13 protein-coding genes and 1 pseudogene are annotated in these 13,524 nt (G+C 70.8%); 2 read left to right on the forward strand and 12 right to left on the reverse strand.

Translation table 11 applies throughout. From position 1 onward, the window contains the following. Positions 1-199 precede the first annotated feature (199 nt). Positions 200-613: a TetR-like C-terminal domain-containing protein gene (locus JYK04_RS28140; RefSeq protein WP_189732519.1), complete on the reverse strand. Its 414-nt coding sequence runs from the start codon at positions 611-613 to the stop codon at positions 200-202. A gap of 200 nt (positions 614-813) precedes the next feature. Between JYK04_RS28140 and JYK04_RS28145 the strand changes: the two genes are divergently transcribed. After that, positions 814-1,278: a hypothetical protein gene (locus JYK04_RS28145; RefSeq protein ID WP_202186086.1), complete on the forward strand. Its 465-nt coding sequence runs from the start codon at positions 814-816 to the stop codon at positions 1,276-1,278. Positions 1,279-1,300: 22 nt separating this feature from the next. On the opposite strand, the gene JYK04_RS41440 is transcribed toward JYK04_RS28145, so the two are convergent. Then, entirely contained in the window at positions 1,301-1,426 is a 126-nt protein-coding gene (locus tag JYK04_RS41440; protein ID WP_373297552.1) for a hypothetical protein, read from the reverse strand. A 231-nt stretch (positions 1,427-1,657) separates the two neighbouring features. Beyond that, complete coding sequence (locus tag JYK04_RS42160; protein ID WP_308431152.1) at positions 1,658-1,783, reverse strand: hypothetical protein; 126 nt, start codon at positions 1,781-1,783, stop codon at positions 1,658-1,660. Between JYK04_RS42160 and JYK04_RS42165 the strand changes: the two genes are divergently transcribed. After that, entirely contained in the window at positions 1,778-2,155 is a 378-nt protein-coding gene (locus JYK04_RS42165; protein ID WP_308431153.1) for a hypothetical protein, read from the forward strand. The two genes, JYK04_RS42160 and JYK04_RS42165, sit on opposite strands and share 6 nt — an antisense overlap. Before the next feature lie 187 nt (positions 2,156-2,342). On the opposite strand, the pseudogene JYK04_RS42170 reads toward JYK04_RS42165, so the two are convergent. The 9 genes and pseudogenes from JYK04_RS42170 to JYK04_RS28190 form a co-directional block, all read right to left on the reverse strand. Beyond that, positions 2,343-2,474 (reverse strand): annotated as a pseudogene (locus JYK04_RS42170) (transcriptional regulator); the annotation flags it as partial. Positions 2,475-2,528: 54 nt separating this feature from the next. Continuing rightward, complete coding sequence (locus JYK04_RS28155) at positions 2,529-3,170, reverse strand: HAD family hydrolase (protein WP_189748438.1); 642 nt, start codon at positions 3,168-3,170, stop codon at positions 2,529-2,531. A 66-nt stretch (positions 3,171-3,236) separates the two neighbouring features. Beyond that, on the reverse strand, positions 3,237-3,857 hold the full coding sequence (locus JYK04_RS28160) for a hypothetical protein (RefSeq protein WP_189748442.1): 621 nt from the start codon (positions 3,855-3,857) through the stop codon (positions 3,237-3,239). A gap of 157 nt (positions 3,858-4,014) precedes the next feature. Then, positions 4,015-4,377, reverse strand: a complete 363-nt coding sequence (locus JYK04_RS28165) for a hypothetical protein (RefSeq protein ID WP_189748445.1) — start codon at positions 4,375-4,377, stop codon at positions 4,015-4,017. A gap of 175 nt (positions 4,378-4,552) precedes the next feature. After that, positions 4,553-5,176, reverse strand: a complete 624-nt coding sequence (locus tag JYK04_RS28170; protein WP_202186087.1) for a hypothetical protein — start codon at positions 5,174-5,176, stop codon at positions 4,553-4,555. A 238-nt stretch (positions 5,177-5,414) separates the two neighbouring features. Then, on the reverse strand, positions 5,415-9,326 hold the full coding sequence (locus JYK04_RS28175) for a multifunctional oxoglutarate decarboxylase/oxoglutarate dehydrogenase thiamine pyrophosphate-binding subunit/dihydrolipoyllysine-residue succinyltransferase subunit (RefSeq protein WP_189748451.1): 3,912 nt from the start codon (positions 9,324-9,326) through the stop codon (positions 5,415-5,417). A gap of 270 nt (positions 9,327-9,596) precedes the next feature. Beyond that, a complete protein-coding gene (locus JYK04_RS28180) occupies positions 9,597-10,682 on the reverse strand; it encodes a HAMP domain-containing sensor histidine kinase (protein ID WP_189748454.1) in 1,086 nt (361 codons plus the stop codon). Further along, positions 10,679-11,419, reverse strand: a complete 741-nt coding sequence (locus tag JYK04_RS28185) for a response regulator transcription factor (RefSeq protein ID WP_030011297.1) — start codon at positions 11,417-11,419, stop codon at positions 10,679-10,681. The genes JYK04_RS28180 and JYK04_RS28185 overlap by 4 nt, the downstream gene beginning before the upstream one ends. A 166-nt stretch (positions 11,420-11,585) precedes the next feature. Then, positions 11,586-13,433 carry a glycoside hydrolase family 3 protein gene (locus JYK04_RS28190; RefSeq protein WP_189748457.1) on the reverse strand — a complete coding sequence of 616 codons (1,848 nt, stop codon included), beginning with the start codon at positions 13,431-13,433 and terminating at the stop codon, positions 11,586-11,588. Between the last annotated feature and the right edge of the window lie 91 nt (positions 13,434-13,524).

The following is a 13,524-nucleotide window of genomic DNA, read 5'->3' on the forward strand; positions in this document are numbered from 1 at the left end:
AGCTCCGTCACACGGCGGCCGGATGGACCTGGCGGCCTGTCAGGCGGCCTGGACGCGCCAGATCGCTACGCGCTCCTCGACGACGGCGGCGCACGGCCGTCCGGTCTCGTGCACGGGTTGTGGAGCCTGGCGCGCCAAGCGGGTCGCGGAGCTGACGTTCAGGTGCGGCCCACCCCTCTCGCGGCGCTGCACGCCGCCCTCACGCCTGACCGGCGTCCTCTTCGGTCGCCTCGACGGCTACGGCGGAGCCCCGGGCCAGGGCGCCGGCGCGGGCGGCCGCGGGCGTGATCCGCACGGCCTGCTCGGCGGTGCCTTCCTCCACCGGATCGGCGCTGACCGGCAAGCGGAAGTGGATCGGGGCGACCAGAGTTCTGATCAGCTCGACCGGATCGGTGTCGGCCGGGAGTCCGCCCCGTTCGACGGCGCGCGCGATGACGGGCTCGGCCCGCCGGAACCGGTCGGCGAAGATCCGCCGCCTCGCCTCGCCTTGGCGACTTCCGGCAGTCGGCCGGCGTCGGAGAACATCGCGGTCTGCACCGCCCTGCCCACAGGGTCGGTCATGCTCTGCACGAGCGCCCGCGCGTGGGCTTGCAGGTCGGTCCAGGCGTCCCACTGGCCGACTGTCGTCGGCAGCCCCGGGAGGTGCCGCAGCCGCCGCGTTCCACGCCTGCTCCTGACCTGACCCGTACGGCGCCGGGCCGCCGGAACGCCGCCGCCACCCGCGACCGCGGAACCCGCGTCGTCGTTCACCGCGAGGAAGCCGCCCCCACGCGCGTGAGCAGTACCTCGACCCCGGACAGGAGCCCCACCCCCGTGACCCGCACACCCGACGCCGTCACCCTCGCTTCCCTCGACACCCACCGCCTGATCGTCACCCTCCCGAACCAGGGCCCCGCCGACGTCCGCTCCAACCTCCCGCGCGCCACCGCCGCCGCCATGCTGCGCCGCCTCGCCGACGAGCTCGACACCGAACAGCTCCTCCCCGCCCCGCCCGGGGAAGCCTTCGCCACCCTCACCCAGCAGCTCACCCGCCGCCACCGCCCGGCCGAAGCCGCCCGACTCGCCGCCGACGCCCTCGCCCACCACACCCGCGAGCTCGCCGACATGCTCACCGCCGCCCTCGACCGAGGCGACCCCACCGAAGCCCCGTCGGCCGGCCGGCACCTGATCTCGTTGCTCCGCAGCCACGCCGCCACTCTCGGCAGCCCACCCCGGACCCCCAACGACAACGTGCTCCACCTCGCCGCCGCCCGCCTCACCCGCCGCACGCAGCGATGAGCGACGACACCACCGGGGTTGGTCATTCGGCCGGCTCGACGTTGCCTACCGCGGTGGTGAACTCGCGACCCGAGGCGGCTCGGATGTAGGCCAGTTCCATCCAGTGCGGGTGGACGGAGTCCGACACGTCCTCGTTGATCACGGCCATCAGCAGTCCTTCGGCGCCGGACGCGACATCGCGTACACGGCGGCGGCCCGTGCAGGGTTTCCTGTTCGCCGAGTCGGCGCGGGCAGTGCGTGATCTGCCAGGGGTGGTCCGGCTTGGGGCGTTCGACATGCTGAGTCACGAGCCCTCCCATCTGTCGGTGTGCGGGCAGACAGATGGTGTTCCGCTACGAGTGCCGCAAGGGATGCAGGCTGTATCCCTGCCAGGGGTTGCTCAGATCGCTCCGATCCACTCGGCGTAGGACGTCAGTGAGCTGGCGGCAGCCCGCTTGAGGCGGCGGATCTTCCCGATGTCCTCTCGGGCCCACGGGTGCTCGCGCACATGTTGCGCCGCGTGCATGCGGGCTTCCTTGAGGCAGTCGAAGGCTCTGTCGGGCTCCCGTACGAGCTGACCGACCCGGTGCGCGCGGGCGGCAAGGAAGGTCTCAGCCCATACGTAAGCGACGCAGGCCGTCAGGTCAGGGTCATTGGAGTGGCCGGCCGCCCACCGCATCACGTCGATCAGCCGGGCCGAGAGATCGTGAGCGCCGAATTTCTAGGCCACGGCATCAACGGTCCGCGCTGCCGCCACGACGAGGCGCGCGGCTTCCTCTCTCTGGCTGCCGGCGGCCGAGTGCAGGTACGCCAGCGCGTCTCCGAGAAGTTTGGGGCCCTGCGCCGCGATCAGGCCGTACTGGGCTGCGAGGCGAAAGCCGACAGCCGACAGCAATAGAGATGTCGTTCCGCAACTGGCCCAGTGGCCTGCCGGCTGCGTCCGGCATGAACTCGTATCCGGCGATCGCCGCAGAGATCGCCGGGAGTGCGGCGTGCACGCGGCGGCCGGTACCGATGTAGGCCGGATCGAGGCGGGATGCGTCCACGCCGAGAGCTGCGGCGATCGCTTCCAGCGTGGACGGGCCGGGTGAACGGACGCCTCGTTCACAGCCTTTGATCATCGGGACTGAGACGTGGGCTTCGCGAGCGAGGTCGGCTTGTGCCATGCGTCGAGCTCGCCGCCGAGCGGCGATGCGCTGCCCGATGTGTTCGGCCATGGCCGGACGGTACCGTGCGGAGCAGTGGGCGTCCCGCGAACGGGCACCCGTTCCCTACTGACCGACGATGTCCGGCAGTTCGGTGAGGGAGTCGATCGACCAGTCTGCGGCGGCCCGGACCTCGGGGGCGTCCGCCCACCAGTGGCCCCAGGGGCCGCGCCGGATGTGGGCCGTGCGCAGTCCTGCGGCTCGCGCGGGGTGGACGTCGTTGGCCGGGTGGTCACCCACGTACAGGGTTTCGGCGGCGGGGCTGCCGGACACCGCCAGCACCTGTTCGAAGAAGGCGCGCGCCGGCTTGGACACGCCCCACTCGCCCGAGGTGACGACGAGGTCTGCAGGGAGGTCGAGCGCGCGCAGCAGGTCACCGGCCCGGGGGCTCTGGTTGCCCGCGACGATCACCCGTAGTCCGGTGGCCCGGAGTGCTGTCAGGGCCGGACGGACGTCCTCGTACAGGTCCCTCTCGTCGAGCCGTTCGCCGAGCCCCGCGGCGTCCCGGGCGGCGTATTCGGCGGCGATGTCGATGCCCGGGCGCAGGAGTCGGATCGCGTCCGCGTTGTCCCGGCCGTCCACGACCACGGCACCCACCAGCGCGGAGAGGGTGTGCCTGGGTACGCCGAGCCAGTCCGCCCATGCGGCCCAGTAGCGGTCGTCTCGGGTGAGGGTCTCACCGATGTCCAGAACGACGGTCCGAATCACTCGGCCAGCCTACGGGCGTCGTGGTGGGGTTGCTCCCGTCCGGTGCACGGGAACAACCCTCAAGGGCTACAGGCCGGGGATCCCGATGAGGTTGGGGCCGTCGTCGATCGTCCTGGCCTGGCTCCCCTTGGCCCGGTCGCGTTCCGCGGGCGTGACGCACTGGGTGTCGCCCTCCCACTTCTCGCGCCAGACGTAGCCCTGCTTGCACGTGCTCGGTCCGTAGACGCCGCCGCCGGGCTGGCGGTTGGGGTTGGCGTCGTGGACGCGCTGGCGTTCCTCCGGGGTGACGCACAGGGTGTCGCCGTCGTAGCTGTCCCGCCAGACGTAGCCCTGCTTGCACGTGCTCGGTCCGTAGACGCCGCCGCCGGGCTGGCGGTTGGGGTTGGCGTCGTGGACGCGCTGGCGTTCCCCCGGAGTGACGCACAGGGTGTCGCCGTCGTAGCTGTCCCGCCAGACGTAGCCGGGTTTACACGTGTTCGGCCCGTACGCACCCCCGCCGGGCTGGCGGTTGGGGTTGCTGTCTTCGGTGCGGACGCCGACCGTGGCACGGGGTGGGTGGCCGATCGCCGCCGATGCAGGCAGCGCGACGGCTCCGGAGATGAAGGCGACCGAGGCGACGGGTATGACGAAGCGCGCGATGCGGCGCTTCGGTCGGGTGGCGGCCGGGGTGTGGACGTCGTAGGACATGGTGGGCTCCTCGAAGGTGTGGACCGACTGGGTCGGTGGCCCCGCGGTCAGCGCCGCGGGGTCACACCTCCAGTACGCCCGCCGGCGCCCGTCCCGGTCATGTCCCGCAAGCCCGTGACTTGACAGGACGGCGCACCCGGGGTGCCCCCGGCTCTTGTTACTTGAGCTGGATGCTGGCTCCGAAAATGTTGCCGACCTCCGCGCATTCCTTGACGTCATCGCGGCTGAAGTAAGGGGTGCTGGCGGTGCCGGTCAGTCCCTTCGCGGTCGAAGTGCAGTACCACTTGCGCGGCCCCTTGTACGCCACCTTCCAAACCTCGCTCTTTCCTGCCGCCATGTTTCCGGAGCATTGTGTTGCGATGTCCGTGTGGACGCAGATGTTCGCGATGGTCGCCGAGAAATTGCTGAGGCGGAAGGCCGCGACCGGAGCCGCCTGACTCGCAGGTGCGGTCACGACCATTCCCGCACTGACGGCTGCCACCATCCCGGCGACGGTGGCCAGCTTGGTGGTCCGCTTCATGGTTCGAGACATCGTTTCCTCCGGTGGTGGTATTTCCGTGCCGCAATGGATGGCCGAGAAGGGTGCGTGCAATTCCCGTCGCCGCCTTATATCGGCGCAATTCGCGATCGCCCGATACGCCCGTCTGCAATGGCGGCGGTTCCGCATTCAACTTTCCGTGTCCCGGATCGGTGATTCACGGCTGCCGTGCGAGCTCCCCGCGCTCCCGGCGGGCCGCGTCCGCCTCCTCGCGCATCCTGTCGAGTCGCTCCTCCAGCTGGGCGACCCGCTCGCGGTAGCGCTCCAGCTCGGCCCGCACGAACTGCACGTCGGCCACCTGCTGCGCGGACGCCTGGCGGATCTCGTCCGCCTCCACCTCGAACCGGTGCCTGGCCACGTCCAGTTGGGCGATGGCCATGTCCGCGGCCTCCTCCGCCAGCGCGGTGCGCCCTTCGGCGTCCAGGGCCCGCTGGGCCGCGGCCTCGGTCACCGCCCTGATGCGCTCCTCGGCCGCGGCCGAGTCCGTGATGATCGCGAGCTCCTCGATGTAGCCCGGCAGGTCCGTGGACAGCTGGGAGATGAGCGCCACGAGGTCGGCGCGGGCGCCGGATCCGTCCTTGCCCGTCTTCTTGACCTCGGCCGCCCGGCGTTTCTCGTCCTTGCGCTGCTGCCGCTTGGCTCGGAACCTGCGGAACGCCCCCAGCGCGTTGTGATCCGGGTGGGCGCAGTACGCGGGCTCGGGGTTGCCGGGCGTCGGCGCCTCGGGGTGGTTGGTGCACTCCGGGTAGGCGCAGAGGGGAAGCGTCTCGACCGTCATCATCCTGCTTTCTCATGAGATTTCGGGTTCGTCGGAGACAACCGGTAGCGGATGCGGCGCGCGCCGTCCGGTCGGACTCGGTGATGTACGAACACGCTAGAGGCGGCAGGGGACTTGTGGGCGTCCCAAGAGGGGGGCGTCATGAATCGGTAAGATCATCGGCCGCCCGGGGCCACGACAGCCGGAAGGCCCGGCCCCCGTGAGGGGCCGGGCCTTCCGTACTGCCGGGATCGGGGCGGGGTTACGCCTCGAAGACCTCGTTCAGCAGGAGCTGCTGCTCCGCCTGGTGGCGCTTCGCGGAGCCCACCGCCGGCGACGAGCCGTGCGGGCGCGAGATGCGCCGCAGGCGCTCGCCCGACGGGACGTCCGCGCCGACCGCCAGGTCGAGGTGGTCGATCAGGTTCAGCGCGATGAACGGCCACGCACCCTGGTTCGCCGGCTCCTCCTGGGCCCAGATGTACTTCGCCGCGTTCGGGAACTTGGCGATTTCCGCCTGGAGTTCCGCGCCCGCCAGCGGGTACAGCCGCTCGATGCGGATGATCGCGGTGTCCGTGATGCCGCGCTTCTCGCGCTCGGCCTCCAGGTCGTAGTAGACCTTGCCGGCGCAGAAGACGACCTTGCGGACCGCGTTCGCGTCCACCGTGGTGTCACCGATGACCGGACGGAACGAACCGGTCGTGAACTCCTCCGCCTTCGACGCCGCCGCCTTCAGACGCAGCATCGACTTCGGGGTGAAGACGATGAGCGGCTTGTGGTGCGGGTTGTGGACCTGCCAGCGCAGCAGGTGGAAGTAGTTCGAGGGCAGGGTGGGCATGGCCACCGTCATGTTGTCCTGCGCGCACATCTGGAGGAAGCGCTCGGGACGCGCGGACGAGTGGTCCGGGCCCTGGCCCTCGTAGCCGTGCGGGAGGAGCAGCGTGACGCCGGAGGTCTGGCCCCACTTCTGCTCGGCCGAGGAGATGAACTCGTCGACGACGGTCTGCGCGCCGTTGACGAAGTCACCGAACTGGGCCTCCCAGAGGACCAGCGCGTCCGGACGGGCCAGCGAGTAGCCGTACTCGAAGCCCATGGCCGCGTACTCGGAGAGCAGCGAGTCGTAGACGTTGTAGCGGGCCTGGTCCTCCGACAGGTAGAGGAGCGGGGTGTAGTCCTCGCCCGTTTCCCGGTCGATGAGGACCGCGTGGCGCTGGCCGAAGGTGCCGCGGCGGGAGTCCTGGCCGGACAGCCGGACCGGGGTGCCCTCCATCAGCAGCGAGCCGAAGGCGAGGGTCTCGCCCATGCCCCAGTCGATGGTGCCCTCGTCGATCATCGCCGCGCGGCGCTGCAGCTGCGGCAGCAGGCGCGGGTGGACGGTGACGCCCTCGGGGATGGTGACCTGGGACTCGGCGATCCGCTTGACGACGTCCTGGGAGATCGCGGTGTTCACGGCGACCGGGAAGTCGGCGGACGGGGCCGGGGCGGCCGGCGCGGCGACCGCGGGCTGCGTGGCGGCCTCGCGGACCTCCGCGAAGACCTTCTCCAGCTGGCCCTGGAAGTCCTGGAGCGCCTGCTCGGCCTCTTCCAGCGTGATGTCGCCGCGACCGATGAGGGACTCGGTGTAGAGCTTGCGCACCGAGCGCTTCTTGTCGATCAGGTCGTACATCAGCGGCTGCGTGAAGGCCGGGTTGTCGGACTCGTTGTGGCCGCGGCGGCGGTAGCAGATGAGGTCGATGACCACGTCCTTGTTGAACGCCTGGCGGAACTCGAAGGCCAGCCGGGCCACGCGGACGACGGCCTCGGGGTCGTCGCCGTTCACGTGGAAGATCGGCGCCTCGATCATGCGGGCCACGTCGGTCGCGTACATCGAGGAACGCGAGGACTCCGGGGCGGCGGTGAAGCCGACCTGGTTGTTGATGACCACGTGCACGGTGCCGCCGGTGCGGTAGCCGCGCAGCTGCGACATGTTCAGCGTCTCGGCGACGACGCCCTGGCCCGCGAAGGCCGCGTCGCCGTGGAGCGCGAGCGGGAGGACCGTGAAGTCCGTGCCGCCCTTGTTGATGACGTCCTGCTTGGCGCGGGCGACACCCTCCAGGACCGGGTCGACCGCCTCCAGGTGCGAGGGGTTCGCGACGAGCGAGACCTTGATCTGCTCGCCGTCCAGGCCGGTGAAGGTGCCCTCGGCGCCCAGGTGGTACTTGACGTCGCCGGAGCCGTGCATGGACTTCGGGTCGAGGTTGCCCTCGAACTCGCGGAAGATCTGCGCGTACGACTTGCCGACGATGTTCGCCAGGACGTTCAGGCGGCCGCGGTGGGCCATGCCGATGACGACCTCTTCGAGGCGTGCCTCGGCGGCCGAGTCGATGACGGCGTCGAGCAGCGGGATGACGGACTCGCCGCCCTCCAGGGAGAAGCGCTTCTGGCCGACGTACTTCGTCTGCAGGAAGGTCTCGAAGGCCTCCGCCGCGTTCAGGCGGCGCAGGATGCGCAGCTGCTCCTCGCGCTCCGGCTTGGAGTGCGGGCGCTCGATGCGGTCCTGGATCCAGCGGCGCTGCTTGGGGTCCTGGATGTGCATGAACTCGACGCCGGTGGTGCGGCAGTACGAGTCGCGCAGCACGCCGAGGATGTCGCGGAGCTTCATCATCGACTTGCCGGAGAAGCCGCCGACCGCGAACTCGCGCTCCAGGTCCCACAGGGTGAGGCCGTGCTCGGTGATGTCGAGGTCGGGGTGCTTGCGCTGCTTGTACTCCAGCGGGTCGGTGTCGGCCATGACGTGGCCGCGGACCCGGTAGGAGTGGATCAGCTCGAAGACGCGGGCGGCCTTCGTGACGTCGTCGTCGTGCGAGGCGTCGATGTCCCGGTTCCAGCGGACGGGCTCGTACGGGATGCGCAGCGACTCGAAGACGGCGTCGTAGAAGCCGTCCTCGCCGAGCAGCAGGTTCGCGACGATGCGCAGGAACTCGCCGGAGGCCGCACCCTGGATGACCCGGTGGTCGTAGGTCGAGGTCAGGGTCATGACCTTGGAGATGCCCAGCTTGTTCAGGGTGTCCTGCGAGGTGCCCTGGAACTCGGCGGGGTAGTCCATGGAGCCGACGCCCATGATGACCGACTGTCCGGGCATCAGGCGGGGCACGGAGTGGACGGTGCCCAGGCCGCCGGGGTTGGTGAGGGAGCACGTCACGCCGGTGAAGTCGTCCATCGTCAGCTTGCCGACGCGGGCGCGGCGGACGATGTCCTCGTAGGCCTGCCAGAACTCGAAGAAGTTGAGGGTCTCGGCCTTCTTGATGCCGGCGACGACGAGCTGGCGGTCGCCGTTGGGCTTCACCAGGTCGATGGCGAGGCCGAAGTTCACGTGGTCGGGCTTGACCAGGGTCGGCTTGCCGTCCTTCTCCGCGAAGGAGTAGTTCATCGACGGCATGGCCTTGATGGCCTGCACCATCGCGTAGCCGATCAGGTGCGTGAAGGAGATCTTCCCGCCCCGGGCGCGCTTGAGGTGGTTGTTGATGACGATGCGGTTGTCGAACAGCAGCTTCACCGGGACGGCGCGGACGGAGGTGGCCGTCGGCACGTCGAGGGAGGCGTTCATGTTCTTGGCGACGGCAGCCGCCGGGCCGCGGAGCGTCACCAGCTCGGGGCCCGCGGGGGCCTCGGTGGCGGGCGCGGCCTTCTGGGGGGCTACGGCGGAGGGGGCGGGCGCGGCCGGTGCGGCGGCCGGGGCCTGGGAGGTGACAGTCACAGCAGGGGCACCAGAGGGGGTGGCAGGAGCAGGGGCAGGAGCTGACACAGGCGCAGAAGCTGGCGCGGCGGCAGCCGCTCCAGGGGAGCCGGCGCTCGCACCGGGTGTTGGGGCAGGGGCTGCGGCGCGCGCCGCCCCCGTGGCGGCGGCGTCGGCGACCTGCGGCGCCGCGGTGACGGTGGTGGCGGCCTGTGCGGAGGCGCCGTCCGTCGTCGCGGGCTTCTCGGGACCGTCCGACTTCACCGGAGCGACAGCGCCCCCCGGCTTGTAGTCGGCGAAGAAGTCCCACCAGGCCCGGTCGACCGAGTTCGGGTCCTGGAGGTACTGCTGATAGATCTCGTCGACGAGCCACTCATTGGCACCGAAGCCTGAGGCAGGGTTCTTCCCGCCCTCTGCTGCTTCGGTCGTGGTGCTCGAGTTACTGGGGGACTGTGGCGACACGGCGGCAACCGCCCTCTTCCGCTTCACAAGGTATGGACAGCGGGAATAAAGGCTACGCCTCCTCGGGCGCTGCATGCAGGCCGGGCGGGACTTACGTCGCGCAGGTCACATCGAACGGCGGGTTTCATCACGTGGAATGGCGGGAAACGAGCCTGGTTCGGGTAGGGGGCACCGAGGTTGCGGCCCCCATGGCTTCGCACCCCTGACGGACCCCGGTTCGTGTGGCCGAGATCATGTCCTTCCCACTCGAACCCTACGTCAACACGAGACCTATGAGCTGCCCGGAAGCGTGACGAGGATGCGGCAGCCGCGTGACGATTCGGCCACTCCGATCCGGCCCCCGTGCAGCTCCACGGCCCAGCGGGCGATCGCCAGGCCCAGTCCGGTTCCTCCGTCGCCGCCGCGCGCGCTGCCCCGGTTGAACCGCTCGAAGACGCGGTGGCGCTCCGCCTCGGGGATGCCCGGGCCCTCGTCGCGCACCTCCAGCACCAGGCTTCCGGGCGCGTCGCCGGTCCGGGCGCGGACCGTGACCCGGCCGTGCGGAGGGCTGTGCTTGACCGCGTTGTCGATCAGATTTGCGACCACCTGGTGAAGCCGCTCGGCGTCCGCGTGCGCCCACAGCTCGGGCGGGAAGACGTCCAGGTGCAGGTGCACGTCGTTGCGGGTGTGCCCGCCCGAACCGGAGAGGAGCCCCGGCCGGCCGGCGGCCGCCAGCCGCGATTCCTTCAGCACGCCCGACAGGTACGGCCACACCTCGAAGCGGCGGGCGCGCAGCGGGACCACGCCGTTGTCGACCCGGGACAGGTCCAGCAGGGTCTCCACGAGCCCGCCGAGCCGCTCGGTCTGCTTCAGCATCGTGCGCATGGTCTCCGGATCGGCGGCCGAGACCCCGTCCACCACGTTCTCCAGCACGGCCCGCAGCGCCGCGATGGGCGTGCGCAGCTCGTGCGAGACATTGGCGACGAGCTCCTTGCGGTGCCGGTCCACGGCCTCCAGGTCGTCCGCCATCAGATTGATGGTGGAGGCCAGGTCGCCCAGCTCGTCGCGGCGCCCCGCCCCGCGGACCCGCCGGGTGAAGTCGCCGTGGGATATCGCCCGGGCCACCGTCGTCATGTCGTCCAGCGGCGCCGTCAGGCTGTGCGCCACGAACTGGGTGATCAGCATCGAGGCGATCACCGAGAAGACCGTGATGAAGCGCAGCTCGGTGTCGGTCCGCAGGGCCACCAGCAGCAGGCCCGTCGTGATGAAGACCGAGACCACCACGAGCGTGCCCAGCTTGGTCTTGATCGAGAAGGGCGAGAAGGGCCGCAGCCCCGCAGGAGGCCGCTGCCGCTGCCGGATCGGCGGGCCGCTCATGCCTGGGCCGGGGTCTCCAGGGCGTACCCGACGCCGTGGACCGTACGGATCCGCTCCGCCCCGATCTTGCGGCGCAGGGCCTTGATGTGGCTGTCGACGGTACGGGTCCCGGACGCGTCGGCCCAGTCCCACACCTCGGCCAGCAGCTGCTCCCGGGAGAGCACCGCCCGCGGGGTCCCGGCCAGGCACACCAGCAGGTCGAACTCGGTGGGGGTCAGGTGTACGTCCTCGGTGTGCACCCGGACCCGGCGCTGTGCGTGGTCGATCTCCAGATCGCCCAGGCGCAGGGTGGCCCCGCGCGGGGTGTGCGCGGCCATGGTGGCCCGCTCCACGCGCCGCAGCAGGACGTGGACCCGGGCGGCCAGCTCGCGCATCGAGAACGGCTTGGTCATGTAGTCGTCCGCGCCGACCCCGAGCCCGACGAGCAGGTCGGTCTCGTCGTCACGCGCCGTGAGCATGAGGACCGGCACGGGCCGCTGCGCCTGGACCCGGCGGCAGACCTCCAGGCCGTCGAAGCCGGGCAGCATGATGTCGAGGACCAGCAGCTCCGGCAGCCAGCTCTCGGCCGCCGCGACGGCCGAGGGGCCGTCGCCGGCGGTCTGCACCTGGAAGCCCTCCGCGCGCAGGCGGGCCGCGATGGCCTCGGCGATGGTGTGGTCGTCCTCGACGACCAGCACACGCCGCTGGGCGCCCGGTGTCGCCGCGGCGCTCTGATGGGTGGTGTGTGTCTGTTCCATGTCCGCCCCTGAAGATCCCGCGTGAATGGGAGGCAGCGTAGAGGAGGCGTCGGCCTGCGGCTACGTGGGGTTCGGACATGGCATATGTACGGGACCACAGTAAGCGGAATATGTGATACCGGGTGCCGGTCCCCCCACGGGACCGGCACCCGGCGGGCGAGACCGGTCAGGTGCCTCGCCGTTCCTGGCCTCCGAGCGGCTCCTGGGAAGGGGCCCGGAGGGTGCTCGGGGGGTGCTCGGGCGTTGCCCGGGGCCGCTGGAGGGGCAGCCCGTGGCCGTGCGGGAAGACCGGGTCGAGCGTGTCGTTCGGCACATCCGGACGGGAGGCCTCGACGGCCTTCATCGAACGCGGGAGCTCGAAGGGGAGGCGGCCCTCGGGGGCGGCGCGCCCGAAGGCGACGTCCAGCAGCGCGGCGTCGCAGGCCCCGTAGTCGGCGACCAGGGCCGCCGCGCGCTCGGCGATCTCCGGGATGACGGCGGCCCGCTCCAGGTTGATGCAGACCAGGGTCGGGACCCGGTCCAGGAGAGCCAGGATCTCCGCGAGCTCGGGCTCGGGGAAGGCCAGTGAACCCGAGTGGAAGTAGGACTCGAAAATGTTCTCCCGCGGCTCGTACGGGGTACGCAGCCGCAGTACGGCGAGATCCGCGTCCGCCGGGTCGCCGACGACCTCGCCGTACCCGGCGGCGACGGCCGCGTCCACGTTCCGCACGTACAGCTTCGGCCCCGCGGTGAGCGGGAGCAGCCCGTCCGGGTTGGTCAGGACGGTGAGGGAGCGGCGCTGGGCCGCGGCCCCCAGGGCCGTGAAGTCGGACCGGCCGACGATCTCGGCCGCCGCGTCCGGGTCCACGTACGGGTCCTCGAACAGGCCGAGCGTGAACTTCTCCCGCAGCAGGCGGCGTACCGACTCGTCGATCCGGGACTCCGCGACGCGGCCCGAGCGGACCAGCTCCACGATCACCTCGGGGCACTGCTCGCCGCCGAACTGGTCGCAGCCGGCCTCCAGGCCGCGCGCCGCCCGCTCGGCCACGCTCAGGTGCTCCAGGCCCCAGGCGCGCGCCGGGTGCACCTGCCCGAAGATCGTCGCGTCGTTGAGCAGCCCCCAGTCGGCGCAGACGATGCCGTCGAAGCCGAGCTCCTCGCGGAGCAGGCCGGTGACCACGTCCTTGTTGAAGCCGAAGCCGACCTCCTCCCAGTCCGTGCCGATCGGCTGGCCGTAGTACGGCATCATCTGCGCGCATCCGGCGGCGATCGCGGCCCTGAACGGCTCCAGGTGGTGCTCGCGCATGCCGCCCGGGTAGACCTGCTCCTTGCCGTGCGCGAAGTGCGGGTCCTCGCCGTTTTTCTGCGGGCCGCCGCCGGGGAAGTGCTTGACCATCGCGGACACCGACCCGGGGCCGAGGGCCGGGCCCTGCAGGCCCCGTACGTACGCCGCCACGAGCTCGCCCGTCAGCCGGGCGTCGGAGCCGAAGGTGCCGGACTGGCGGGCCCAGCGGGGCTCGCTGGCCAGGTCGATCTGCGGGTGCAGGGCGACGCGGAAGCCGACGGCGAGGTACTCGCGGCGGACGGTGTCGGCGAAGCGGTGGACCAGCTCGGGGTCGCCGATGGCGGCCAGGCCCAGGGCCTCCGGCCAGGCGGAGAAGGCGCCGGAGTTGAAGGAGGCGCCGATGTTGTCGGTGAAGGTGTGCCGCGGGTCGGTGGAGAGGGTGACCGGGATGCCGAGGCGGGTGGCCGCGGCCATCTCCTGGACGGCGTTCTGCCACCGGGCCATCTCGCGGGGCCCGTAGGTGCCGAGCAGGTTGAAGTGGGTGAGGAAGCGGTCCTCGATCAGCTCGGGCGTGGTGAAGGGGAGCATCGAGCCGTCGGTCTCGGTGACCGGGGTGCCGTCCGCGTTCATCATCAGCATCGAGTGGAAGAGCTGGCCGGCCTTCTCCTCCAGGGTCATCCGGGAGAGCAGGTCCTCCACGCGGCGGCCCACGGGCAGTGCTGCGTCTTTGTAATCGGGCGTCGCGTTCATGGCGGGGCTCCTGGAGCACGGGACCGGGCGGATCGGCACGGTCACGGTAGAGCCGAAAACCGCGTACCTGCTAGGTTTTTGAAAAGTGAGC

This window comes from Streptomyces nojiriensis (assembly GCF_017639205.1).
In the GTDB taxonomy this organism is placed as follows: domain Bacteria; phylum Actinomycetota; class Actinomycetes; order Streptomycetales; family Streptomycetaceae; genus Streptomyces; species Streptomyces nojiriensis.

What these genes read in the sequence shown, in the direction of transcription:
- JYK04_RS41440 (WP_373297552.1), bottom strand. Translation starts at nt 1,426, where the DNA reads ATGGCCGTGATCAACGAGGACGTGTCGGACTCCGTCCACCCGCACTGG.
- JYK04_RS42160 (WP_308431152.1), bottom strand. Translation starts at nt 1,783, where the DNA reads ATGCACGCGGCGCAACATGTGCGCGAGCACCCGTGGGCCCGAGAGGAC.
- JYK04_RS28160 (WP_189748442.1), bottom strand. Translation starts at nt 3,857, where the DNA reads ATGTCCTACGACGTCCACACCCCGGCCGCCACCCGACCGAAGCGCCGC.
- JYK04_RS28165 (WP_189748445.1), bottom strand. Translation starts at nt 4,377, where the DNA reads ATGAAGCGGACCACCAAGCTGGCCACCGTCGCCGGGATGGTGGCAGCC.
- JYK04_RS28170 (WP_202186087.1), bottom strand. Translation starts at nt 5,176, where the DNA reads ATGATGACGGTCGAGACGCTTCCCCTCTGCGCCTACCCGGAGTGCACC.
- JYK04_RS28180 (WP_189748454.1), bottom strand. Translation starts at nt 10,682, where the DNA reads ATGAGCGGCCCGCCGATCCGGCAGCGGCAGCGGCCTCCTGCGGGGCTG.
- JYK04_RS28185 (WP_030011297.1), bottom strand. Translation starts at nt 11,419, where the DNA reads ATGGAACAGACACACACCACCCATCAGAGCGCCGCGGCGACACCGGGC.
- JYK04_RS28190 (WP_189748457.1), bottom strand. Translation starts at nt 13,433, where the DNA reads ATGAACGCGACGCCCGATTACAAAGACGCAGCACTGCCCGTGGGCCGC.